The sequence below is a fragment of the Photobacterium damselae subsp. damselae genome, from assembly GCF_038086725.1.
GTDB classification, from domain to species: domain Bacteria; phylum Pseudomonadota; class Gammaproteobacteria; order Enterobacterales; family Vibrionaceae; genus Photobacterium; species Photobacterium damselae.
The window spans coordinates 2,998,068-3,020,942 of record NZ_CP146970.1 but is presented as its reverse complement, the minus strand read 5'-3'; the positions used below and the strand labels follow the sequence as shown (position 1 = coordinate 3,020,942).

Genomic DNA, 22,875 nt, shown 5'->3' with positions numbered 1-22,875 from the left:
GTCTTTTACTCGGTTGACCATGCATTTATAAGACCTGCTGAGGTTCCAGCGATGGCAGTTGTATTGGGTGATATGGCAACATCATACACTAGGGTTGCCGCAGGGCGGGTATTTTTCCGTCCAGACATTTGCCAGCGCTTAATATTTTTTCCTGTTAGTGCACTCCAAAGTTCAACTCTTCCGGCCGGGGTTCCGGTAATAACGTGATCCCCCGAGAGAGAGAAGCGGGCACTCGAAATGATTTGTTGTCGCAGTTTTACGTTTAGTTTGCTCTGTTGTTGACCTGTTTTAAGGTCCCAAATAGCGATATGTTTTGTGCTATCTCCAACCAGTGCAAAACGTCCATCTTGCTGTAATGCAACTTGCGTAATTCTTGATTTCATGGGAAATGGATAGATCACTTGCCCTGTTTGGGTGCTCCATAAAAAAGCATTATTGTCGCTCCCTCCCGATAAGACGTATTTACCATTTGCGGACATGTCCACACTATTCACCTTTTCTCGATGACCAAGGAACTCTAATCGTCGACCTGTGCCTAAGTTGAGATATAACACCTTGTTGTTTGAAAGGGCGAGTGCAATTTTCTCTCCATTATTGGCAATAGCGACGTCTTCAATGATTGCGTCATCAATGGACCATAAGCCAAGAGCTTTGCCCCACCCAAGATCCCAAACGGTAAATGTTTGAGTTGTTGCGGTGATGGCGAAGCGGGAGTTGTTAGAAAAAGCCGAGTGTAAAATAAGATTGTGGTCAGGATCTTGCCAACCAAGTGTGGCAAGCTTTTTTGATTGATGTAAATCCCACAAGCTTAATCCTTGCGTGCTAGATGCAACAAGTGCGATTTGACCTTGAGGATTAAGGCTTAGCGTTGTCGCCCCTTGTGGATCAATATCCCAACCTTGTACGGCTTTTTCATTAAAAAGACAGCCTGTTAGAGAAAAGCATGCCACAATAAGGAAGAGTAAAACTGTTACTTGGCGCATTCAGCTGAGGTTCCGCTTTACTTTGTTATATGGAAATACCACTAGAGTGATTAACTAACTGAAATAATGGTCATCAAACAGTTACTTAATGAACTGGTAGTAGTATATTGGTAACAATTGCTTTTCATATTGTAATCGAAAAGTTTAATAAAAAAATGAGGCATTCCTCTGCCATAAATGGAGAAATACATGAAACCTGTTCTAAAGATGTCTGTGCTTGCTGCAACGATTTTTTTAGCTGTAGGCTGTCAGGACGAAAATAAAGCAGATACAAAACCTGCTGAGCCTGTAAAAGCGGAGCAAACTGTATCAGCGGCAGCACCTGCTGAAAAAGCGACTGCGGTTGAGTTTAAAACAGAAGACCAAAAAGCAGCATATGCGATTGGTGCCTCTTTGGCTCAATACTTGGCAGCTAATCTAGATCAACAACAAGAGCTTGGTATTAAGCTAGATCGTAAAGATGTTCTTGCTGGTGTTGAAGATGTATTTGCAGACAAGAGCCGTCTAACTCCAGAGCAAACTCAACAGGCACTACAAGAGCTTGATAAGCGTGTATCTGAAATTGTTCAACAAAAAGCAAAACAAGAATCTGAGCAAAACTTAAAAGCGGGTACTGAGTTCCGTGAGAAATTTGCAAAAGAGCAGGGCGTTGTAACTACTAAATCTGGCCTAATGTACAAGATTGAAAAAGAAGGTACAGGTCCAAAACCAGTTGCAACCGATACTGTTGAAGTCCATTACAAAGGTACGCTAATTGATGGCACTGAATTCGATAGCTCTTATAAGCGTAATCAAACAGCAACTTTCCCTCTAAACCAAGTTATTCCTGGTTGGACTGAGGGTGTTCAGCTAATGCCTGTGGGTTCTAAGTTTGAATTTGTGATTCCACCACAATTGGCTTACGGCTCACAAGCTAACCCAAGCATTCCAGCTAACTCAACCTTGGTATTCCAAGTAGAGCTTGTTGGCATTAAAGGTAAAACTGAAAAACCTGCAACAGAAGCTGCTAAAGAAGTAACAAAAGCGGCATCTCAAGCAGAAAGTGCAGCTAAAGCTCAGTAACTTAGCTCGCATTTGTTGCAAAAAATATTCAACTACCTTTCAGACCCGGCATTTGCTGGGTCTTTTCTTATCAATAATCTGATAAACTTACTCACAAGTTTTTAAATGTTGCCCATTCTATTGATAATCTATTTATACCAAAGTGGACAGTTTTAGGCTGTGAATGGAATGGGTATTTACATGGAAGATAAAGAATCGTGATGTCGACAGAAAATTTAAATACAGAACTAATGGTTGAGAGCGACATTATAGAAACGCGCACCTTTACGGAACATGACTATATCATTTTGCGCTCTTATGAAGCGGTTGTTGATGGTTTAGCGGCTCTTATTGGTCCGTTTTGTGAAATCGTTTTGCATTCATTAGCAGATTTAAATACCTCAGCGATAAAAATTGCGAATGGTGAGAACACCGGGCGTAAAGTGGGTTCTCCTATCACCGATTTAGCCCTGCGTATGCTACGTGATATCGAGGGCTCTGAACGCAACTTTTCTCGCGCTTATTTTACTCGTGCAAAAGGCGGTGCCTTAATGAAATCGATCACCATTGCTATCCGTAATGGTGATAATAATATCGTTGGCCTTTTGTGTATTAACGTTAATTTAGACGCACCTTTTTCACAGATACTACAATCCTTTATGCCAACCGATGAAGCAAAACAGGCGGCATCGTCAGTCAATTTTGCCAGTGATGTGGATGAGTTGGTTGATCAGACAGTTGAGCGTACTATCGAAGAGATTAACGCCGATAAAGCCGTATCAAATAATGCTAAGAATCGTCAGATTGTAATGGAGCTGTTTGATAAGGGCATTTTTGATATTAAAGATGCGATTAACCGAGTTGCTGATCGCCTTAATATCTCGAAGCATACGGTGTATCTGTATATTCGTCAGCGTAAAACCGAGGATGGCGAAAAATGAGTTTAAATTATGCGCTGGTTGTTAATGGGCCTGCTTACGGTACTCAATCGGCTCGTTCAGCGTATCAATTTGCCCAAGCGCTATTAAAGCAAGGTCATCATATTAGCCGCATCTTTTTCTATCAAGATGGTGTCTATAATGGCTCATCTCTCACAGCACCTGCCAGTGATGAGTTTGACCTTGTGAAAGCTTGGCAAGAGTTAGCTTCTTCGCATCAAATTGAGTTGCAAACCTGTGTCGCAGCGGCTTTGCGTCGCGGTATTGTCGGGCAGCAAGAAGCTCAACAAAATCAGCTAAGTGGTCATAATCTTGCTGATGGTTTTGAACAAGCTGGGTTAGGGGGATTAACAGAGGCCCTACTGACCGCAGATCGCGTGATGCAATTTTAAAGGGCGATAAGATGAAAACATTAGGCTTTATTTTTCGCAGTAGTCCTCATGGTAGCAGCTGTGGGCGAGAAGGACTTGATGCAGTATTAGCAGCGTCAGCCTATTGCGAAGATATTCAGGTCTTTTTTATTGGTGATGGCGTGTTGCAGCTAGTTTCAGGTCAGCAACCACAACAGATCTTAAGTCGTGATTATATTGCAACTTTCAAAATGTTTGACCTTTATGATATTGAGCAGGTTTATGTGTGTGAACAAGCATTGAAAGAAAGAGGGCTAACAGAAGCGGATCTTTTAATTGATGTTACCGTATGCCCAAGAGCCGATATCATGCAAAAAGCCCATCAAGTTCAGCGCTTACTCACTTTTTGAGAATAACATGCTTCATACTGTTACGAGTTCACCATTTAGCAGCCAATCTTTACTGGATTGTCTAAACTTTAGTCATTGTGATGACGAAATTATCCTGTATCAGGATGCTGTTATTGCAGCAGTTGATGAAAATATTTGGCTGGATAAGATAAAAAATTCTCAGGCGAAAATTTATTTTTTAAATGAAGATATTATTGCTCGTGGATTAATGAATAAAATATCAAATCTAATTAATGTTATTGATTATCAAGGGTTTGTTGATATTTCCAGTCGTCACGAAAGTCAATTGCATTGGAATTAAATTAAGTGAAATATCGCTTAATTGTGCTCTTATCAGCGATTGTTTAAGAAATGATCATCTATTTGATCGCTGGTTAGATCTTGACACCCTAGTGTGCCACGCCTAAAATTTCGCGTCCTCCTGTTGTTGGGAGGCAGATTTTTCACCTTACGAAAGTAATATTCAGGAGCTATTTAATGGCAACTATTAACCAGTTGGTACGTAAGCCACGTGCTAAGCAAGTTGTAAAAAGCAACGTGCCTGCACTAGAAGCGTGCCCACAGAAGCGTGGTGTATGTACTCGTGTATACACTACTACTCCTAAGAAACCTAACTCAGCACTACGTAAAGTATGTCGTGTACGTCTAACTAACGGTTTCGAAGTAACTTCATACATCGGTGGTGAAGGCCACAACCTTCAAGAGCACAGCGTTGTTCTTATCCGTGGTGGTCGTGTTAAAGACCTTCCAGGTGTGCGTTACCACACTGTTCGCGGCGCACTAGACTGTGCTGGCGTTAATGACCGTAAACAAGGTCGTTCTAAGTACGGTGTGAAGCGTCCTAAGTCTTAATGGATTCCGTTAAGTAAGGCCAAACACTAAATTATTTTTAATTTTTTGAAAAAACTGAAAAGTTTTGGAAAAAACCTGAAGAAGACAACGGAGAATTTCCATGCCACGTCGTCGCGTAATCGGTCAGCGTAAGATCCTTCCAGATCCAAAATTCAAATCTGAATTGCTGGCAAAATTCGTTAACATCCTAATGGTTGACGGTAAGAAATCTACTGCAGAAAAAATTGTTTACACTGCACTAGACACTATGGCTGAGCGTTCTGGTGAAGAACACCTAGCTGTATTCGAAAAAGCTCTTGAAAATGTACGTCCAGCGGTAGAAGTTAAATCTCGCCGTGTGGGTGGTTCAACTTACCAGGTGCCTGTAGAAGTACGTCCAGTACGTCGTAACGCACTAGCTATGCGTTGGTTGGTTGAAGCTGCGCGTAAGCGTGGTGAAAAATCTATGGCTGCTCGCCTAGCTGCAGAAATGCTAGACGCGGCTGACAACAAAGGTTCTGCTGTTAAGAAACGTGAAGACGTTCACCGTATGGCAGACGCGAACAAAGCGTTCGCACATTACCGTTGGTAATCATACCTACTCGGTAAATAAAAATTGGGCACAGCAAGCTTGGCTTGCTGTGCCTAAACCATACTCTAAGGTTCACCTTAGTAAGAGGATACAACCGTGGCTCGTAAAACGCCTATCGAGCGCTACCGAAATATTGGTATCTGTGCTCACGTTGACGCTGGTAAAACTACAACTACCGAGCGTATCCTGTTTTATACAGGCATATCTCACAAGATCGGTGAAGTACACGACGGCGCTGCTACTATGGACTGGATGGAGCAGGAGCAAGAACGTGGTATCACGATCACCTCTGCTGCAACAACCACCTTCTGGCGTGGTATGGACAGTCAATTCGACGAGCACCGAATCAACATCATTGATACTCCAGGACACGTAGACTTCACAATCGAGGTTGAACGTTCACTTCGCGTACTTGATGGTGCTGTTGTTGTGTTCTGTGGTTCTTCAGGTGTTGAGCCTCAGTCTGAGACTGTATGGCGTCAAGCTGATCGTTATGAAGTTCCACGTATGGTTTTCGTTAACAAGATGGACCGTACCGGTGCCGATTTTATTCGTGTCATCGAGCAAATTAAAACCCGTCTTGGCGCAAACCCAGTGCCTATTCAGCTGAATATTGGCTCTGAAGACGAATTCAAAGGTGTAATTGACTTGATCAAAATGAAGGCCATTAACTGGTCAGAAGCTGATCAAGGTACTAGTTTTACCTATGAAGACATTCCTGCTGACATGCAAGAGTTAGCAGAAGAGTGGCGTATGAACTTAGTAGAGTCGGCAGCAGAAGCTAACGACGAACTAATGGATAAATACCTTGAAGAAGGTGAGCTGTCTGAAGAAGAAATTAAGGCAGGTCTTCGTCAACGTACTCTAAACAATGAAATCGTAGTAGCAACTTGTGGTTCTGCATTTAAGAACAAAGGTGTACAAGCTGTACTTGATGCTGTTATTGATTTCCTACCTTCACCAACAGAAGTAAAAGCAATTACAGGTGAAGATGAAAACGGAAACCCTGTTGAGCGTCATTCAGACGATAAAGAGCCGTTTGCAGCTCTTGCATTTAAAATTGCAACAGACCCGTTTGTTGGTACATTGACTTTCATGCGCGTTTACTCCGGTGTTGTGAACTCCGGTGATACTGTCTTCAATACCATTAAAGAAAAACGCGAGCGTTTAGGTCGTATCGTGCAGATGCACGCGAATAAACGAGAAGAGATCAAAGAAGTACGAGCTGGCGATATTGCCGCAGCTATTGGTCTTAAATTCGCAACAACAGGTGATACTCTTTGCGATCAGAATCATAAAGTGATTCTAGAGCGTATGGACTTCCCTGAACCAGTAATTCAGATCGTTGTAGAACCTCGTTCAACAGCAGATCAGGATAAGATGGCTATCGCATTAGCTAAGCTAGCGGTTGAAGATCCATCTTTCCGCGTTGAGAATGATGAAGAATCTGGCCAGACATTAATTTCTGGTATGGGTGAGCTTCACCTCGACATCATCGTAGATCGTATGAAGCGTGAATTTAGCGTTGACTGTAACGTAGGTAACCCTCAGGTTGCTTACCGTGAAGCCATTCGTGGTACCACAGAAGTTGAAGGTAAGTTCATTCGTCAAGCTGGTGAAACTGGCGGACGCAACCAATACGGTCATGTATGGTTACGCCTAGAACCATCAGAACCAGGTGAAGGTTTTGTATTTGTTGATGAAATCGCTGACGGTAGCGTACCAAAAGAATTTATTGGTGCGGTAGCGACAGGCATTGAAGAGCAAATGAAGAGTGGTGTTCTGGCTGGTTATCCAATGGTTGATGTGAAAGCAACACTATTTGATGGCTCATACCATGATGTTGATTCAACAGAAATCGCATTTAAAATCGCTGCATCAATGGCACTAAGACAAGGTGCGCTTCAAGCAGATCCTGTTCTTCTTGAGCCAATGATGAAAGTAGAAGTTACAACCCCAGAAGATTGGATGGGTGATGTTGTGGGCGATCTAAACCGTCGTCGCGGCATGATCGAAGGTATGGACGAAGGCCTAGCGGGTGTTAAGATTATCCGCGCTAAAGTTCCACTATCTGCCATGTTTGGGTATGCAACGAGTTTGCGTTCGGCAACTCAAGGCCGTGCGTCTTATTCAATGGAATTTAGCGAATACGCTGAAATGCCAAAGAACGCCTCTGATAAAATTATTGCAGAGCGATCTTAATTGAATCTTGCGTCAAGCTAAATTGGCGCATAAAATACAAACTTCGGACGCGTCCCCGACCTAGTAGGGGACGTATCTTAACTAGGAAGGAACACGACTGTGTCTAAAGAAAAATTTGAACGTACGAAACCGCACGTTAACGTTGGTACAATCGGCCACGTTGACCACGGTAAAACAACTCTAACTGCTGCAATCTGTACTGTACTTTCTAAAGTATACGGCGGTGCTGCTCGTGACTTCGCATCAATCGATAACGCTCCAGAAGAGCGTGAGCGCGGTATCACAATCTCTACTTCTCACGTAGAGTACGATACTCCAACTCGTCACTACGCACACGTTGACTGTCCTGGACACGCCGATTATGTTAAAAACATGATCACTGGTGCTGCTCAGATGGACGGTGGTATCCTAGTTGTTGCTGCAACTGATGGCCCTATGCCACAGACTCGTGAGCACATCCTACTTGGTCGCCAGGTTGGTATCCCTTACATCATCGTATTCATGAACAAGTGTGACATGGTTGATGATGAAGAACTACTTGAGCTAGTAGAAATGGAAGTTCGTGAACTTCTATCTGAGTACGACTTCCCAGGTGATGATTGCCCAGTAATCATGGGTTCTGCACTTGGCGCACTAAACGGCGAAGAGCAGTGGGAAGCAAAAGTTGTTGAACTAGCAGAAGCTCTAGACAACTACATCCCAGAGCCAGAGCGTGCTATCGATAAGCCGTTCATTCTTCCAATCGAAGACGTATTCTCAATCCAAGGCCGTGGTACTGTTGTAACTGGTCGTGTTGAGCAAGGTATCATCACTGTTGGTGACGAAGTAGAAATCGTTGGTATCAAACCAACTACTAAGACTACTTGTACCGGCGTTGAGATGTTCCGTAAGCTTCTAGACGAAGGCCGTGCTGGTGAGAACGTTGGTGTTCTTCTACGTGGTACTAAGCGTGACGAAGTTGAGCGTGGTCAAGTTCTAGCTAAGCCTGGTTCAATCACTCCACACACTACTTTCACTTCAGAAATCTATGTTCTTTCTAAAGATGAAGGCGGTCGTCACACTCCATTCTTCAAAGGTTACCGTCCACAGTTCTACTTCCGTACAACTGACGTAACTGGTACTATCGAGCTACCAGAAGGCGTTGAAATGGTAATGCCTGGTGATAACGTCTCTATGACTGTTACTCTAATCGCTCCTATCGCGATGGACGAAGGTCTACGTTTTGCTATCCGTGAAGGTGGCCGTACAGTTGGTGCTGGTGTTGTTGCAACTATCATTGCTTAATAACATCTAGTACTCATGTACAGAAAAAGGGAGCTTCGGCTCCCTTTTTTGCATCTAAAGCTGATTAATTTTATATTCCATACAAATTTACTTACCTATATTGCCCCTCGCAGCACTAAATCTTACCCATCTTCGTTAATAAATTTTAGCTTCATCTTTTAGTACTATCAGCTTGTTATCTATTTTTATTTATAACTAAAAAGTAGGGTAGGGAAGAGTTTCTGATTATTTATCGATCAGGGCTTGCTTTCAATATTGTGATCTGTATAATGCACCGCACTGCCCGAGGATATGCCTCGTAAGCGCAGTTGTGAACCAATGAGCGTTGAGGAAGAGATCGCTAAGCGATCTGTTTAATGTATACTCTGACTTATGTTCGCAGTCAATTTAATTGGCTGACAATGTATCCAATTAGGATGCTACGTTCACATAAATCAATCGTACATTCCCTCGTCTTAACGAGTGTGAGTGGCGATATTGTTTGTGTAATTTTTTTATTGGAGCTCTGTCTCATGCAGAACCAACGTATTCGTATCCGCCTTAAGGCGTTCGATCACCGTTTGATCGACCAGTCTACTGCGGAAATCGTTGAAACAGCTAAGCGTACAGGCGCGCAGGTTAAGGGTCCAATCCCACTACCTACTCGTAAAGAGCGTTTCACTGTTCTTATTTCTCCTCACGTTAATAAGACAGCACGTGACCAGTACGAAATCCGTACTCACAAGCGTCTTATCGACATCGTTGAGCCAACAGACAAAACTGTTGATGCTCTTATGCGTCTAGACCTAGCTGCTGGCGTTGATGTACAGATCAGCCTAGGTTAAGGGGAGATAAGAGAATGATTGGTCTAATCGGTCGTAAAGTGGGCATGACCCGCATCTTTACCGAAGCAGGCGTTTCTATTCCAGTAACAGTGGTTGAAGTTGAAGCTAACCGCGTTTCTCAGGTTAAAACTGTTGAAACTGACGGCTACAACGCAATCCAGATCACTACTGGTTCTAAGAAAGCTAACCGCGTTACTAAGCCAGAAGCAGGTCACTTTGCAAAAGCTGGTGTTGAAGCTGGTCGCGGTCTTTGGGAATTCCGTCTAGAGAACAATGAAGAGTTCGCTGTTGGCGCTGAGCTAACTGTTGAGCTGTTCAACGAAGTTAAAAAAGTAGACGTTACTGGCACATCTAAGGGTAAAGGCTTCCAGGGCGCTGTTAAGCGTTGGAACTTCCGTACTCAAGATATGACACACGGTAACTCCTTGTCTCACCGTGCTCCTGGTTCAATTGGCCAATGTCAAACTCCAGGTCGCGTATTTAAAGGCAAGAAAATGGCTGGTCACATGGGTGCTGAGCGTGTAACGACTCAAAACCTAGAGATCGTACGTGTTGACGCTGAGCGCAATCTGCTTCTTATCAAAGGTGCAGTACCAGGTGCTACAGGTGGCAACGTGATCGTTAAACCAGCTGTTAAAGCGTAACGTCGAGGAGTTAGTAATGGAATTGGTAGTCAAAGGTGCTAACGCACTAACTGTCTCCGAAACTACTTTTGGGCGTGATTTCAATGAAGCGCTTGTACACCAAGTAGTTGTTGCATACGCAGCAGGTGCTCGTCAGGGTACTCGTGCTCAGAAAACTCGTTCTGATGTTTCTGGTGGCGGTGCTAAGCCATGGCGCCAGAAGGGCACAGGTCGCGCACGTTCTGGTACTATGCGTAGTCCAATTTGGCGTAAAGGTGGCGTATCATTCGCTGCTCGTCCACAGGACCACAGCCAGAAAGTAAACAAAAAAATGTACCGCGGTGCGATGAAGAGCATTCTTTCTGAGCTAGTTCGTCAAGAGCGTCTAATCGTTGTTGAGAACTTCTCTGTAGAAGCACCAAAGACAAAAGCACTAGTAGCTAAGCTAAACGAGCTTGAGCTAACTGATGCACTGATCGTAACTGGCGAACTAGATGAGAATCTATTCCTAGCTGCACGTAACCTATACAAAGTAGACGTACGTGATGCTAAGGCAATCGACCCAGTTAGCTTAATCGCTTTCGAAAAAGTTGTTATGACTGCAGACGCAGTTAAAGCAGTTGAGGAGATGCTAGCATGATCACTGAAGAGCGTATCTTAAAAGTTCTACGTGCTCCGCACATCTCTGAAAAAGCAACTATGGCTGCTGAAAACGGTAACACTATCGTATTCAAAGTAGCTATGACAGCAACTAAGAAAGAGATCAAAGCAGCAGTTGAAAAACTGTTCGAGGTTGAAGTTAAGTCTGTAAATACTCTTATTGCTAAGGGTAAGACCAAGCGTCAAGGTATGCGCCAAGGCCGTCGTAGCGACTGGAAAAAAGCGTATGTTATCTTGAAAGAAGGTCAAGACATCGACTTCGCTGGTAGTGCAGAGTAAGGCTAGGAGCAAAGAAGAATGGCTATTGTAAAATGTAAGCCGACTTCCCCAGGTCGTCGCCACGTAGTTAAAGTGGTTAACTCTGACCTGCATAAGGGTAAGCCGTACGCACCACTTCTAGAGAAAAACTCTAAGACTGGTGGTCGTAACAATAACGGTCGTATCACAGTACGTCACATCGGTGGTGGTAATAAACAACATTACCGTCTAATCGACTTTAAACGTACTAAAGATGGCATCCCAGCGAAAGTTGAGCGTCTAGAATACGATCCAAACCGTAGCGCAAACATTGCTCTAGTTCTTTACAAAGACGGTGAGCGCCGCTACATTATCGCACCTAAAGGCCTACAAGCTGGTGATATGATCCAGTCTGGTGAAGATGCTGCAATCAAAGTTGGTAACACTCTACCAATGCGCAACATCCCAGTAGGTTCTACTGTACACTGTGTTGAGCTTAAGCCTGGTAAAGGCGCTCAGCTAGCTCGTTCAGCTGGTGCATACGCTCAGATCATTGCACGTGCAGGCACTTATGTGACTCTACGTCTACGTTCTGGTGAAATGCGTAAAGTTCTTGCTGATTGTCGTGCGACACTAGGCGAAGTTGGTAACCATGAGCACATGCTACGTGAACTAGGTAAAGCTGGTGCTTCACGTTGGCGCGGTGTTCGTCCAACAGTTCGTGGTGTTGTAATGAACCCAGTAGATCACCCACACGGTGGTGGTGAAGGTCGTACATCTGGCGGTCGTCACCCTGTTACACCTTGGGGTGTTCCAACTAAGGGTTACAAGACTCGTAAGAACAAACGTACCGACAAGTACATCGTACGTCGTCGTAACAAGTAATTATAAAGAGGATACGCCATGCCACGTTCTCTCAAGAAAGGTCCATTTATTGACCTACACTTGCTGAAGAAGGTAGAGAAAGCGTTGGAAAGCGGTGACAAAAAGCCTGTTAAGACTTGGTCCCGTCGCTCAATGATCATCCCTCAGATGATCGGTTTGACCATCGCTGTCCATAATGGTCGTCAGCACGTTCCTGTTTTCGTTTCTGAAGAAATGATCGGTCACAAGCTAGGCGAATTTGCACCAACACGCACTTACCGTGGCCATGCTGCGGATAAGAAAGCTAAGAAGCGTTAAGAGGAGTATAGGTTATGGAAGCTATCGCTAAACATCGCTTTGCTCGCATCTCACCGCAGAAAGCTCGTTTGGTTGCAGATCAACTGCGCGGTAAGCCAGTTGCTCAAGCTCTTGAAATTCTTAACTTCAGCAACAAAAAAGCTGCTGATTTAATCAAGAAAGTTCTAGAGTCAGCTATCGCTAACGCAGAACACAATGAAGGCGCAGACATTGATGATCTTAATGTTGCAAAAATCTTCGTTGATGAAGGTCCTACCATGAAGCGTATTATGCCTCGTGCTAAAGGCCGTGCCGATCGCATCTTGAAGCGTTCTAGCCACATCACTGTTGTTGTAGCAGACCGCTAAGAGACTAGGAGAGAAAGCAATGGGTCAAAAAGTACATCCTAATGGTATTCGTCTTGGCATCGTTAAGCCTTGGAATACCACTTGGTTTGCTAACAGCCAAGATTTCGCTGACAACCTAGACGGCGACTTCAAGGTACGTCAGTTCCTTACTAAGGAACTAGCAAAAGCATCTCTTTCACGTATCGTTATCGAGCGTCCTGCAAAGAGCATCCGTGTGACTATTCACACAGCTCGTCCAGGCGTTGTTATCGGTAAGAAAGGTGAAGACGTAGAGAAACTACGTGCAGCAGTAGCAAAGATCGCGGGCGTTCCAGCTCAGATCAACATTGCTGAAGTACGTAAGCCAGAACTAGATGGTCAACTAGTTGCAGATAGCATCGCATCTCAGCTAGAGCGTCGTGTTATGTTCCGTCGCGCTATGAAGCGTGCAGTTCAGAACGCTATGCGTCTTGGCGCTAAAGGTATCAAAGTTGAAGTAAGCGGTCGTCTAGGCGGCGCTGAAATTGCACGTACTGAGTGGTACCGTGAAGGCCGTGTGCCTCTACACACTCTTCGTGCTGACATTGATTACGCAACTTCTTCGGCTCACACTCAATATGGTGTGATTGGTATTAAAGTTTGGATCTTCAAAGGTGAAGTTCTAGGCGGTATGCCAGCTGCTAACGCAGTAGAGCCAAAGGCTGACAAGCCTAAGAAGCAGCGCAAAAGCCGTAAATAAGGAGTTTATTGATGCTGCAACCAAAACGCACTAAATTCCGCAAGGCCTTTAAAGGTCGTAACCGCGGTCTAGCGAACGGTACTGATGTAAGCTTTGGCGAATTTGGTCTTAAAGCTGTTGGTCGTGGTCGACTAACTGCTCGCCAAATCGAAGCTGCACGTCGTGCTATGACTCGTCATATCAAACGTCAGGGCCAAATCTGGATTCGTGTATTCCCAGACAAACCTATCACATCTAAGCCTCTTGAAGTTCGTCAAGGTAAAGGTAAGGGTAACGTAGAGTACTGGGTTGCACAGATTCAACCAGGTAAGGTTCTATATGAAATGGGTGGTGTTCCTGAAGCTCTAGCTCGTGAAGCATTCGATCTTGCTGCACGTAAGCTACCAATCAAGACCACTTTCGTAACTAAGGCGGTAATGTGATGAATGCACAAGATCTACGCGCTAAAAGCGTTGAAGAACTGAATGCAGAGCTTGTGAATCTTCTTCGTGAGCAGTTCAACTTGCGTATGCAAGCTGCAACTGGTCAGCTACAGCAGACTCACAATCTGAAGAATGTACGTCGTGACATCGCACGTGTTAAAACCGTTCTGACTGAGAAGGCGAGCGCATAATGAGCGAACAAATCCGTACTCAGCTTGGTCGTGTAGTTAGCGACAAAGGCGACAAAACAATCGTTGTTGCTATTGAACGTATGGTGAAGCACCCAATCTACGGTAAATTCATCAAGCGTACAACTAAGCTTCACGCACACGATGAAAACAACGAGTGTGGCCTAGGCGATACTGTTGAGATTCGTGAGTGCCGTCCAATGTCTAAGACTAAGTCTTGGACTCTGGTACGCCTAGTTGAAAAAGCTCGAATCTAATTCGTAAGTTTTAACAACTAGTTAAGTCAGCGGCCCTTAATTTTTTTCGGGCCGTTTATTTTTTATCTACCCATCGGGCGAAAAGAGTGTTATTATTCGCCGCCTTTGAAATAAAAGGCGAATCGACCCGCGATGGGTCTAGATGTATTTAATTAGCGGAGCACTAACATGATCCAAATGCAAAGTATGCTTGATGCTGCGGATAACTCCGGCGCACGTAGCGTAATGTGTATTAAGGTTCTGGGTGGCTCACACCGCCGCTATGCACAGATTGGTGACATCATTAAAGTTACTGTTAAGGAAGCAATTCCTCGCGGTAAAGTTAAGAAAGGTGATGTACTAAAAGCGGTTGTTGTGCGCACTCGTAAAGGCGTTCGTCGTCCAGACGGCTCTGTCATTCGTTTTGACCGTAATGCTTGCGTATTGCTTAACAACAATACAGAGCAACCAATCGGTACTCGTATTTTCGGCCCAGTGACACGTGAACTACGTACTGAAAAGTTCATGAAGATCGTATCACTAGCGCCAGAAGTACTGTAAGGAGTAATTCAAATGGCAGCTAAAATCCGTCGTAACGACGAAGTTATCGTTCTTACTGGTAAAGACAAAGGTAAGAAAGGTAAAGTATCTAAGGTCCTAGCAACCGGTAAAGTTATCGTTGATGGTATCAACCTTGTTAAGAAGCACCAGAAGCCTGTTCCGGCTATGGGCATCCAAGGTGGCATCGTTGAAAAAGAAGCAGCTATTGATGCTTCTAACGTTGCAATCGTTAACGGTGAAGGTAAAGCAGACCGTGTAGGCTTCCGATTCGAAGACGGCAAAAAAGTTCGTTTCTTCAAATCGACTGGCGAAACTATTAAGTAATTTTGGAGTAGTACTATGGCGAAACTGCATGATTACTACAAAGAGACTGTTGTAAAAGAGCTTGCTGAAAAGTTCGAATACAAGAGTATCATGCAAGTCCCAAAGATCGAGAAGATCACACTTAACATGGGTGTGGGCGAGGCGATCAACGACAAGAAGCTTCTTGAAAACGCAGCTGCTGACATGACTGCTATCGCAGGTCAGAAGCCGCTAATCACTGTAGCTCGTAAGTCTGTTGCTGGCTTTAAGATCCGTGAGGGCTACCCTATTGGCTGTAAAGTAACTCTACGTGGCGAACGTATGTGGGACTTCTTCGAGCGTCTAATTTCAATTGCTATTCCACGTGTTCGTGACTTCCGCGGTTTAAACCCTAAGTCATTCGACGGTCGTGGTAACTACAGCATGGGCGTTCGAGAGCAGATTATCTTCCCAGAAATCGATTTCGATAAAGTAGATCGTGTACGTGGTCTTGATATCACTATCACAACTTCTGCTAATTCTGACGAAGAAGCTCGTGCTCTGCTATCTGCTTTTAACTTCCCATTCCGTAAGTAAAAGTAAGGGTTACAAATGGCTAAAGAATCAATGAAGGCACGCGAAGCTAAACGTGCCAAGCTAGTAGCTAAGTACGCTGAGAAGCGTGCAGCGCTAAAAGCTCTAATTAGCAACGTGAATGCTTCTGAAGAAGATCGCTGGAATGCAGTGCTTAAGCTTCAGTCTCTACCACGTGATTCCGCTAAGTCTCGTCAGCGTAACCGCTGTAACCAGACTGGCCGTCCACACGGTTACCTACGTAAGTTCGGTCTAAGCCGAATCAAGGTTCGTGAAGCTTGCATGAAAGGCGAGATTCCGGGTCTGCGTAAAGCTAGCTGGTAATTTAGTACCAATATAGAATCACGGAGTATTGACTTATGAGCATGCAAGATCCGATTTCGGATATGCTGACCCGCATTCGTAACGGTCAGGCAGCGAAAAAAGTTGCTGTTAAAATGCCATCTTCTAAGCTTAAAGTTGCAATCGCTGCACTGCTTAAAGAAGAAGGTTACGTGGCTGACTACACTGTAAATGGTGAAGTTAAGCCTGAGCTAGAAGTTACTCTTAAGTACTTCGAAGCTAACCCAGTTATTGAGCAAATCCAACGTGTATCACGTCCTGGTCTACGCATCTACAAGAAAAAAGATGCTCTACCATCAGTGATGGGCGGTCTAGGTATTGCTGTTGTGTCCACTTCCAAGGGTCTAATGACCGACCGCGCTGCTCGCAAAGCGGGTCTTGGCGGTGAGATTATCTGCTACGTAGCATAATAGGAGTAGGAAATGTCTCGTGTTGCAAAAGCACCTGTAGTAATTCCTGCCGGCGTAGAAGTTAAACTTAACGGTCAGGAAATCACTGTTAAAGGTGGTAAAGGCGAACTAGTTCGCGTTATCAACGAAGCAGTTGTTCTTTCCCAGGAAGAGAACACAATTACTTTCGGTCCTCGTGAAGGTTTCGAAAAAGCTTGGGCACAAGCAGGTACTGCTCGTGCACTAGTAAACAACATGGTTGTAGGTGTTACTGAAGGTTTCACTAAGAAGCTAACTCTTAAAGGTGTTGGTTACCGTGCTGCTATTAAAGGCAACGCTGTAGCTCTTACTCTTGGCTTCTCTCACCCAGTTGAGCACGAACTTCCAGCCGGTATCAAAGCTGAGTGTCCAACACAAACTGAAATCGTACTAACTGGTACTGATAAGCAGGTTGTTGGTCAGGTAGCTGCGGATATCCGTGCTTACCGTAGCCCAGAACCTTATAAAGGTAAGGGTGTTCGTTACGCAGACGAAGTTGTGCGTATTAAAGAAGCTAAGAAGAAGTAAGGTAACACTATGGATAAGAAAGCATCTCGTATCCGTCGTGCGACCCGAGCACGTCGTAAGATTGCTGAACTTGGCGCAACTCGCCTTGTTGTACACCGTACGCCACGTCACGTGTACGCTCAAGTAATCGCAGCAAACGGCTCTGAGGTTATCGCAGCCGCTTCTACTCTAGAAAAAGCGATCCGTGAGCAAGTTAAGAATACCGGTAACAAAGACGCTGCTACAGCTGTAGGTAAAGCTATTGCTGAGCGCGCGATTGAAAAAGGCGTTTCTAGCGTTGCATTCGATCGTTCTGGTTTCCAATACCACGGCCGTGTAGCTGCACTAGCAGAAGCTGCTCGTGAAGCTGGTCTGAAATTCTAAGGTAGGCGGAAGATGGCTAACGAAAAAACACAATCAGATTTGCATGAAAAACTGATCGCTGTTAACCGTGTATCTAAGACGGTTAAAGGTGGTCGTATTTTCAGCTTTACTGCACTAACAGTAGTTGGTGACGGTAACGGTCGCGTTGGTTTCGGTTACGGTAAGGCACGTGAAGTTCCTGCTGCAATCCAGAAAGCGATGGAAAAAGCACGCCGTAACATGACTAATGTTGCACTAAACGAAGGTACTCTTCACCACGCTGTTAAAGGCCGTCACACTGGTTCTAAAGTGTACATGCAGCCTGCATCAGAAGGTACAGGTATCATCGCAGGTGGTGCGATGCGTGCAGTTCTAGAAGTTGCGGGTGTTCGTAACGTTCTAGCAAAAGCATACGGCTCTACAAACCCAATCAACATCGTTCGCGCGACTATTGATGGTTTGAGTGGCATGAACTCTCCAGAAATGATCGCTGCGAAGCGTGGTCTTTCTGTTAAAGAAATTCTGGAGTAATCGACATGGCTAAGACTATTAAAGTAACACAGACAAAGAGCTCTATCGGTCGTTTACCGAAGCATAAAGCTACTTTGCGTGGCCTAGGCCTTCGTCGTATCAACCACACAGTTGAACTTGAAGATACTGCTTGCGTACGCGGCATGATCAACAAAGTTTACTACATGGTTAAAGTTGAGGAGTAATCAGAATGCGTTTGAATACTCTATCACCGGCTGCGGGTTCTAAGCCTTCTGCTAAGCGCGTAGGTCGTGGTATCGGTTCTGGTCTGGGTAAAACTTGTGGCCGTGGTCACAAGGGTCAGAAATCACGTTCAGGTGGTTCTGTACGTCCAGGCTTCGAAGGCGGTCAAATGCCTTTGAAACAACGTCTACCAAAATTCGGTTTTACTTCGCGTAAAGGCCTAGTATCAGCTGAAATTCGTCTAGCAGAGCTAGCGAAAGTTGAAGGTGACGTAGTAAGTCTAGAAACTCTAAAAGCTGCAGATCTTATCTCTGCGAACATCCAGTTCGCGAAAGTTGTACTTTCTGGTGAGATCAACCGCGCTGTTACAGTTAAAGGCCTACGCGTTACTAAAGGCGCTAAAGCTGCAATCGAAGCTGCCGGCGGTAAAATCGAGGAATAATTAACTCGAGGATGAGGTACAGATGGCTAAACAACCAGGACAAGATTTTCGTAGTGCCAAAGGTGGCCTAGCAGAACTAAAGTCCCGTCTATTCTTTGTATTAGGCGCGATCTTAATTTTCCGTGCAGGCTCTTTTGTGCCTATTCCTGGTATTGACGCTGCTGTACTTGCTGATCTGTTCGAACAGCAAAAGGGTACCATCATTGAACTGTTTAACATGTTCTCTGGTGGTGCACTTTCGCGTGCTTCGATCTTAGCTCTGGGCATAATGCCGTATATTTCTGCGTCCATTATTGTCCAGTTGCTAACGGTGGTTCATCCAGCGTTAGCAGAGCTTAAGAAAGAAGGGGAGGCTGGCCGTCGTAAGATAAGCCAGTATACTCGTTACGGCACGCTTGTTTTGGCAACCTTCCAAGCAATTGGTATTGCGACGGGGTTACCAAGTATGATTCCAGGACTGGTAGTAAATCCAGGGCTAGGATTCTACTTTGTCGCAGTAGTTAGTTTGGTTACCGGTACCATGTTCTTAATGTGGTTAGGTGAACAAATTACTGAACGTGGCATTGGTAACGGTATATCTTTGATTATTTTCACTGGTATCGTTGCAGGTTTGCCGCCAGCTATTGGACAGACTGTAGAGCAAGCACGTCAAGGTGAATTGCACGTACTTCTTCTACTGTTAATTGCAGTAATCTCTTTTGCTGTTATATACTTCGTAGTGTTTATGGAACGTGGTCAACGTCGAATCGTCGTTAACTATGCTAAACGTCAGCAAGGCCGTCGTGTTTTTGCTGCGCAAAGCACCCACCTTCCGCTTAAAATAAACATGGCGGGTGTTATCCCAGCAATTTTTGCATCGAGTATTATTCTGTTTCCAGGTACACTTGCACAGTGGTTTGGACAGAGTGAAAATCTAGGATGGTTAAGTGATATTTCACTTGCACTAAGCCCTGGACAGCCACTATATGTAATGCTTTATGCTGCTGCGATTATTTTCTTCTGTTTCTTCTATACCGCGCTGGTGTTTAACCCTCGCGAGACAGCTGATAACTTGAAGAAGTCTGGTGCATTCGTACCTGGTATTCGCCCGGGTGAACAGACCGCAAAATACATTGATAAAGTAATGACTCGACTAACCCTTGCGGGTGCGTTGTATATCACCTTTATCTGTCTGATCCCCGAGTTCATGATGATTGCATGGAATGTCCGCTTTTATTTCGGTGGAACTTCCCTACTCATTGTAGTAGTTGTAATCATGGACTTCATGGCTCAAGTTCAGACTCACCTGATGTCTCAACAATATGAGTCAGTTTTGAAAAAGGCTAACCTTAAGGGCTACGGCCGTTAAGAACAGTTATCCATTTACGGAGTTTAGCAATGAAAGTTCGTGCTTCCGTTAAGAAAATCTGCCGTAACTGCAAAGTTATCAAGCGCAACGGTGTTGTGCGTGTAATTTGCAGCGAGCCTAAGCACAAACAGCGCCAAGGCTAATTAGCAGAAATATTTCTTGCAAATTGAAGGTAGGTTGGCTACATTAGCCAACCATCTTTTGTTGTGTGCAAAAGAATTGTTCCACCGCTGCGTATCCTAAACGGGCTCTGCAGCGGTTATTCTTGTAAAGTACTAGGAGTGAATAGTGGCCCGTATTGCAGGCATTAACATTCCTGATCAGAAACACGCTGTTATCGCATTAACTGCGATCTACGGCATCGGTAAAACTCGTTCTCAAGCTATCCTAGCTGAGACTGGTATTGCTGAAGATGTTAAGATCAGTGAACTGACTGAAGAGCAGATCGATCTACTGCGTGATGGTGTAGCTAAGTACACTGTAGAAGGTGATCTACGTCGTGAAGTTTCCATGAACATCAAGCGTCTAATGGACCTTGGTTGTTACCGTGGTCTTCGTCACCGTCGCAGTCTACCTCTACGTGGACAGCGTACTAAGACCAACGCACGTACCCGTAAGGGTCCGCGCAAGCCGATCAAAAAATAATCGGATAAGGTAGAGTACAATGGCAAAACAACCAACTCGCGCTCGTAAGCGCGTACGTAAGCAAGTTGCTGATGGCGTTGCGCACATCCACGCTTCTTTCAACAACACAATCGTAACCATTACTGACCGTCAAGGTAATGCTCTTGCTTGGGCAACAGCAGGTGGTTCTGGTTTCCGTGGTTCTCGTAAATCTACTCCGTTCGCTGCACAGGTTGCTGCTGAGCGTTGTGGTGAAATGGCTAAAGAATACGGCGTTAAGAACCTAGAAGTTATGGTTAAGGGCCCAGGTCCAGGTCGTGAGTCTACTATCCGCGCTCTAAACGCAGCGGGTTACCGTATCACTAACATTGTTGATGCGACTCCGATCCCTCATAACGGTTGTCGTCCACCTAAGAAACGTCGCGTATAACGTTTCGTTTCTAGGAATATTGGAGAAAGAAACATGGCAAGATATTTGGGTCCTAAGCTGAAGCTTAGCCGTCGCGAAGGCACTGATTTATTCCTTAAATCAGGTGTACGCGCGATTGATACCAAGTGTAAAATTGATAATGCACCTGGTCAACACGGTGCGCGTCGCGGTCGTCTATCTGACTACGGCGTTCAGCTTCGTGAGAAGCAAAAAGTTCGTCGTATCTACGGCGTACTAGAAAAACAATTCCGTAACTACTACCAAGAAGCTGCTCGCCTAAAAGGCAACACTGGTGAAAACCTACTTCAGCTTCTTGAAGGTCGTCTAGATAACGTAGTTTACCGCATGGGCTTTGGCGCAACTCGCGCAGAAGCACGTCAGTTGGTAAGCCACAAAGCGATCCTAGTTAACGGTCAAGTCGTGAACGTTCCTTCTTACAAGGTAGCGGCTAACGACGTTGTTAGCATTCGCGAGAAAGCTAAGAACCAAGCACGCATCAAAGCAGCTCTAGAAGTTGCTACACAGCGTGAACTACCGACTTGGGTCGAAGTAGACAACAAGAAAATGGAAGGTACTTTTAAGCGTCTTCCAGAACGTTCTGATTTGTCTGCCGACATCAACGAACACCTGATCGTCGAGCTTTACTCTAAGTAAGGCTATAGTTAAGAGAGGACACAATGCAGGGTTCTGTAACAGAATTTCTTAAGCCACGTTTAGTTGACATCGAACAAGTTAACTCAACGCATGCAAAAGTAACTCTAGAGCCATTAGAGCGTGGTTTTGGCCACACTCTAGGTAATGCTCTTCGTCGCATTCTATTATCTTCAATGCCAGGTTGTGCTGTTACTGAAGTAGAGATCGACGGTGTGTTACATGAGTACAGCACCAAAGAGGGAGTTCAGGAAGATATCCTCGAAATCCTACTAAACCTTAAGGGCCTAGCTGTTAAGGTTGAGGGTAAAGATGAAGTAATTCTAACTCTGAACAAGTCTGGTGCAGGCCCTGTTGTTGCAGGTGACATCACCCATGATGGTGATGTTGAGATTGCGAACCCAGAACACGTAATCTGCCACATTACTGATGACAATGCTGAATTAAGCATGCGCATCAAGGTAGAGCGTGGTCGTGGCTATGTACCAGCATCTGCTCGTATTCACACTGAAGAAGATGAGCGTCCAATTGGCCGTCTGCTAGTTGATGCAACTTTCAGCCCAGTTGATCGTATCTCTTACGCTGTTGAAGCAGCTCGCGTTGAACAACGTACTGACTTAGACAAGCTAGTAATTGATATGGAGACTAATGGTACTCTTGATCCTGAGGAAGCTATCCGTCGTGCAGCAACAATTCTTGCTGAACAACTAGATGCATTCGTAGATCTTCGTGATGTACGTGTTCCTGAAGAAAAAGAAGAGAAGCCGGAGTTCGATCCGATCCTACTGCGTCCTGTAGACGATCTTGAACTAACTGTTCGCTCTGCAAACTGTCTAAAAGCAGAAGCGATCCATTACATCGGTGATCTTGTTCAGCGTACTGAGGTTGAGCTTCTTAAGACTCCAAACCTTGGTAAGAAGTCTTTAACTGAAATTAAAGACGTTCTTGCTTCTCGTGGTCTGTCTCTAGGCATGCGTCTAGAAAACTGGCCGCCAGCGTCTATCGCTGAAGATTAATAGTTACTGATATCTAGTTAGAAGGATTAGGTCATGCGCCATCGTAAGAGTGGTCGTCAACTCAACCGCAACAGCAGCCATCGTAAAGCGATGTTCAGCAACATGGCTAGCTCTCTGGTACGTCACGAATTAATCAAGACTACCCTGCCTAAAGCAAAAGAGCTACGTCGCGTAATTGAGCCTTTGATTACCCTAGCTAAGACTGACAGCGTTGCTAACCGTCGTCTTGCATTCGCTCGTACTCGTGATAACGAAGTAGTTGCGAAACTATTTAATGAATTAGGTCCACGTTTCGCTCAGCGTCCAGGTGGTTACACTCGTATTATCAAGTGTGGTTTCCGTGCTGGCGATAAAGCTCCAATGGCTTACATTGAGCTTGTAGATCGTTCTGAAGCTAAAGAAGAAGCTGCTGCTGAATAAGCAATAGTTTTGAAATAGCAAAAAGAAGCCGAGTCTGAAAAGATTCGGCTTTTTTTTTGCATCTAAATCATGAGTTAACTAGGAG

At 44.7% G+C, this 22,875-nt stretch carries 38 protein-coding genes; 37 read left to right on the top strand and 1 reads right to left on the bottom strand.

Annotated elements, in window-relative coordinates; translation table 11 throughout:
- Positions 1–5: 5 nt before the first annotated feature.
- The gene (locus WAX86_RS13875) at positions 6–983 is read right to left on the bottom strand and encodes a WD40 repeat domain-containing protein (RefSeq protein ID WP_044174134.1); all 978 of its coding nucleotides are present in this window, start codon (positions 981–983) and stop codon (positions 6–8) included.
- A gap of 189 nt (positions 984–1,172) precedes the next feature.
- Here WAX86_RS13875 and fkpA point away from each other — a divergent pair, with 189 nt between their 5' ends.
- The 37 genes from fkpA to rplQ all read left to right on the top strand — a co-directional run bounded on the left by fkpA (position 1,173) and on the right by rplQ (position 22,790).
- Positions 1,173–2,045, top strand: coding sequence for an FKBP-type peptidyl-prolyl cis-trans isomerase (gene fkpA, locus WAX86_RS13870; protein WP_065172406.1), 873 nt, complete (start codon positions 1,173–1,175; stop codon positions 2,043–2,045).
- 197 nt (positions 2,046–2,242) lie between these two features.
- Entirely contained in the window at positions 2,243–2,965 is a 723-nt protein-coding gene (locus WAX86_RS13865; RefSeq protein WP_036764714.1) for a transcriptional regulator, read from the top strand.
- A complete protein-coding gene (gene tusD, locus WAX86_RS13860; protein ID WP_341488920.1) occupies positions 2,962–3,354 on the top strand; it encodes a sulfurtransferase complex subunit TusD in 393 nt (130 codons plus the stop codon). Before WAX86_RS13865 ends, tusD begins: the two co-directional genes overlap by 4 nt.
- An 11-nt stretch (positions 3,355–3,365) precedes the next feature.
- On the top strand, positions 3,366–3,722 hold the full coding sequence (gene tusC, locus WAX86_RS13855) for a sulfurtransferase complex subunit TusC (RefSeq protein WP_036764716.1): 357 nt from the start codon (positions 3,366–3,368) through the stop codon (positions 3,720–3,722).
- 7 nt (positions 3,723–3,729) lie between these two features.
- Positions 3,730–4,023 (top strand): sulfurtransferase complex subunit TusB, encoded by a 294-nt coding sequence (tusB, locus tag WAX86_RS13850; protein WP_068945305.1) that lies wholly within the window; start codon positions 3,730–3,732, stop codon positions 4,021–4,023.
- 176 nt (positions 4,024–4,199) lie between these two features.
- The gene (gene rpsL, locus WAX86_RS13845) at positions 4,200–4,574 is read left to right on the top strand and encodes a 30S ribosomal protein S12 (protein WP_004399892.1); all 375 of its coding nucleotides are present in this window, start codon (positions 4,200–4,202) and stop codon (positions 4,572–4,574) included.
- A 100-nt stretch (positions 4,575–4,674) separates the two neighbouring features.
- Positions 4,675–5,145 (top strand): 30S ribosomal protein S7, encoded by a 471-nt coding sequence (gene rpsG, locus WAX86_RS13840; RefSeq protein WP_005302777.1) that lies wholly within the window; start codon positions 4,675–4,677, stop codon positions 5,143–5,145.
- A 96-nt stretch (positions 5,146–5,241) separates the two neighbouring features.
- A complete protein-coding gene (gene fusA / locus WAX86_RS13835; protein WP_065172404.1) occupies positions 5,242–7,347 on the top strand; it encodes an elongation factor G in 2,106 nt (701 codons plus the stop codon).
- Positions 7,348–7,446: 99 nt separating this feature from the next.
- On the top strand, positions 7,447–8,631 hold the full coding sequence (gene tuf / locus WAX86_RS13830; RefSeq protein ID WP_237033314.1) for an elongation factor Tu: 1,185 nt from the start codon (positions 7,447–7,449) through the stop codon (positions 8,629–8,631).
- 512 nt (positions 8,632–9,143) lie between these two features.
- Positions 9,144–9,455, top strand: coding sequence for a 30S ribosomal protein S10 (gene rpsJ / locus WAX86_RS13825; protein ID WP_005302781.1), 312 nt, complete (start codon positions 9,144–9,146; stop codon positions 9,453–9,455).
- Positions 9,456–9,469: 14 nt separating this feature from the next.
- Positions 9,470–10,099, top strand: coding sequence for a 50S ribosomal protein L3 (rplC, locus tag WAX86_RS13820; RefSeq protein WP_005302783.1), 630 nt, complete (start codon positions 9,470–9,472; stop codon positions 10,097–10,099).
- 16 nt (positions 10,100–10,115) lie between these two features.
- Positions 10,116–10,718, top strand: coding sequence for a 50S ribosomal protein L4 (gene rplD / locus WAX86_RS13815; protein WP_005302784.1), 603 nt, complete (start codon positions 10,116–10,118; stop codon positions 10,716–10,718).
- On the top strand, positions 10,715–11,017 hold the full coding sequence (gene rplW / locus WAX86_RS13810) for a 50S ribosomal protein L23 (RefSeq protein ID WP_005302786.1): 303 nt from the start codon (positions 10,715–10,717) through the stop codon (positions 11,015–11,017). Before rplD ends, rplW begins: the two co-directional genes overlap by 4 nt.
- A gap of 18 nt (positions 11,018–11,035) precedes the next feature.
- Positions 11,036–11,860, top strand: coding sequence for a 50S ribosomal protein L2 (rplB, locus tag WAX86_RS13805; protein ID WP_044174151.1), 825 nt, complete (start codon positions 11,036–11,038; stop codon positions 11,858–11,860).
- Positions 11,861–11,878: 18 nt separating this feature from the next.
- Complete coding sequence (rpsS, locus tag WAX86_RS13800; RefSeq protein WP_005302795.1) at positions 11,879–12,157, top strand: 30S ribosomal protein S19; 279 nt, start codon at positions 11,879–11,881, stop codon at positions 12,155–12,157.
- A 14-nt stretch (positions 12,158–12,171) separates the two neighbouring features.
- A complete protein-coding gene (gene rplV / locus WAX86_RS13795) occupies positions 12,172–12,504 on the top strand; it encodes a 50S ribosomal protein L22 (RefSeq protein ID WP_005302797.1) in 333 nt (110 codons plus the stop codon).
- A 19-nt stretch (positions 12,505–12,523) separates the two neighbouring features.
- Complete coding sequence (gene rpsC, locus WAX86_RS13790) at positions 12,524–13,222, top strand: 30S ribosomal protein S3 (protein ID WP_005302798.1); 699 nt, start codon at positions 12,524–12,526, stop codon at positions 13,220–13,222.
- 11 nt (positions 13,223–13,233) lie between these two features.
- Positions 13,234–13,644 (top strand): 50S ribosomal protein L16, encoded by a 411-nt coding sequence (gene rplP / locus WAX86_RS13785; RefSeq protein WP_005302799.1) that lies wholly within the window; start codon positions 13,234–13,236, stop codon positions 13,642–13,644.
- Positions 13,644–13,835 carry a 50S ribosomal protein L29 gene (gene rpmC / locus WAX86_RS13780; protein ID WP_005302800.1) on the top strand — a complete coding sequence of 64 codons (192 nt, stop codon included), beginning with the start codon at positions 13,644–13,646 and terminating at the stop codon, positions 13,833–13,835. Before rplP ends, rpmC begins: the two co-directional genes overlap by 1 nt.
- Positions 13,835–14,089 (top strand): 30S ribosomal protein S17, encoded by a 255-nt coding sequence (gene rpsQ / locus WAX86_RS13775; protein WP_005302801.1) that lies wholly within the window; start codon positions 13,835–13,837, stop codon positions 14,087–14,089. The genes rpmC and rpsQ overlap by 1 nt, the downstream gene beginning before the upstream one ends.
- Positions 14,090–14,257: 168 nt before the next feature.
- Complete coding sequence (rplN, locus tag WAX86_RS13770; protein WP_044174159.1) at positions 14,258–14,629, top strand: 50S ribosomal protein L14; 372 nt, start codon at positions 14,258–14,260, stop codon at positions 14,627–14,629.
- 12 nt (positions 14,630–14,641) lie between these two features.
- Positions 14,642–14,953: a 50S ribosomal protein L24 gene (rplX, locus tag WAX86_RS13765; protein WP_005302806.1), complete on the top strand. Its 312-nt coding sequence runs from the start codon at positions 14,642–14,644 to the stop codon at positions 14,951–14,953.
- Positions 14,954–14,968: 15 nt separating this feature from the next.
- Positions 14,969–15,508, top strand: coding sequence for a 50S ribosomal protein L5 (gene rplE, locus WAX86_RS13760; protein WP_005302809.1), 540 nt, complete (start codon positions 14,969–14,971; stop codon positions 15,506–15,508).
- Positions 15,509–15,523: 15 nt separating this feature from the next.
- Positions 15,524–15,829 carry a 30S ribosomal protein S14 gene (gene rpsN, locus WAX86_RS13755; RefSeq protein WP_005302811.1) on the top strand — a complete coding sequence of 102 codons (306 nt, stop codon included), beginning with the start codon at positions 15,524–15,526 and terminating at the stop codon, positions 15,827–15,829.
- A gap of 35 nt (positions 15,830–15,864) precedes the next feature.
- Positions 15,865–16,257 carry a 30S ribosomal protein S8 gene (gene rpsH, locus WAX86_RS13750; protein ID WP_044174161.1) on the top strand — a complete coding sequence of 131 codons (393 nt, stop codon included), beginning with the start codon at positions 15,865–15,867 and terminating at the stop codon, positions 16,255–16,257.
- 12 nt (positions 16,258–16,269) lie between these two features.
- Entirely contained in the window at positions 16,270–16,803 is a 534-nt protein-coding gene (gene rplF, locus WAX86_RS13745; protein ID WP_005302817.1) for a 50S ribosomal protein L6, read from the top strand.
- A gap of 9 nt (positions 16,804–16,812) precedes the next feature.
- A complete protein-coding gene (rplR, locus tag WAX86_RS13740; RefSeq protein WP_044174166.1) occupies positions 16,813–17,166 on the top strand; it encodes a 50S ribosomal protein L18 in 354 nt (117 codons plus the stop codon).
- Positions 17,167–17,178: 12 nt separating this feature from the next.
- Positions 17,179–17,676, top strand: a complete 498-nt coding sequence (rpsE, locus tag WAX86_RS13735) for a 30S ribosomal protein S5 (RefSeq protein WP_005302820.1) — start codon at positions 17,179–17,181, stop codon at positions 17,674–17,676.
- A 5-nt stretch (positions 17,677–17,681) separates the two neighbouring features.
- Positions 17,682–17,861, top strand: coding sequence for a 50S ribosomal protein L30 (gene rpmD / locus WAX86_RS13730; protein WP_005302823.1), 180 nt, complete (start codon positions 17,682–17,684; stop codon positions 17,859–17,861).
- 5 nt (positions 17,862–17,866) lie between these two features.
- A complete protein-coding gene (gene rplO, locus WAX86_RS13725) occupies positions 17,867–18,301 on the top strand; it encodes a 50S ribosomal protein L15 (protein WP_005302825.1) in 435 nt (144 codons plus the stop codon).
- 22 nt (positions 18,302–18,323) lie between these two features.
- Complete coding sequence (gene secY, locus WAX86_RS13720) at positions 18,324–19,649, top strand: preprotein translocase subunit SecY (protein ID WP_005302827.1); 1,326 nt, start codon at positions 18,324–18,326, stop codon at positions 19,647–19,649.
- A 29-nt stretch (positions 19,650–19,678) separates the two neighbouring features.
- Positions 19,679–19,792, top strand: a complete 114-nt coding sequence (gene rpmJ, locus WAX86_RS13715; protein WP_000868186.1) for a 50S ribosomal protein L36 — start codon at positions 19,679–19,681, stop codon at positions 19,790–19,792.
- A gap of 145 nt (positions 19,793–19,937) precedes the next feature.
- Complete coding sequence (rpsM, locus tag WAX86_RS13710; RefSeq protein ID WP_005303495.1) at positions 19,938–20,294, top strand: 30S ribosomal protein S13; 357 nt, start codon at positions 19,938–19,940, stop codon at positions 20,292–20,294.
- 19 nt (positions 20,295–20,313) lie between these two features.
- Complete coding sequence (rpsK, locus tag WAX86_RS13705; protein WP_005303517.1) at positions 20,314–20,703, top strand: 30S ribosomal protein S11; 390 nt, start codon at positions 20,314–20,316, stop codon at positions 20,701–20,703.
- Positions 20,704–20,736: 33 nt separating this feature from the next.
- Positions 20,737–21,357 (top strand): 30S ribosomal protein S4, encoded by a 621-nt coding sequence (rpsD, locus tag WAX86_RS13700; protein ID WP_005303520.1) that lies wholly within the window; start codon positions 20,737–20,739, stop codon positions 21,355–21,357.
- Positions 21,358–21,380: 23 nt separating this feature from the next.
- On the top strand, positions 21,381–22,370 hold the full coding sequence (locus WAX86_RS13695; protein ID WP_005303523.1) for a DNA-directed RNA polymerase subunit alpha: 990 nt from the start codon (positions 21,381–21,383) through the stop codon (positions 22,368–22,370).
- A 33-nt stretch (positions 22,371–22,403) separates the two neighbouring features.
- A complete protein-coding gene (gene rplQ, locus WAX86_RS13690; protein ID WP_044174177.1) occupies positions 22,404–22,790 on the top strand; it encodes a 50S ribosomal protein L17 in 387 nt (128 codons plus the stop codon).
- Positions 22,791–22,875 lie beyond the last annotated feature (85 nt).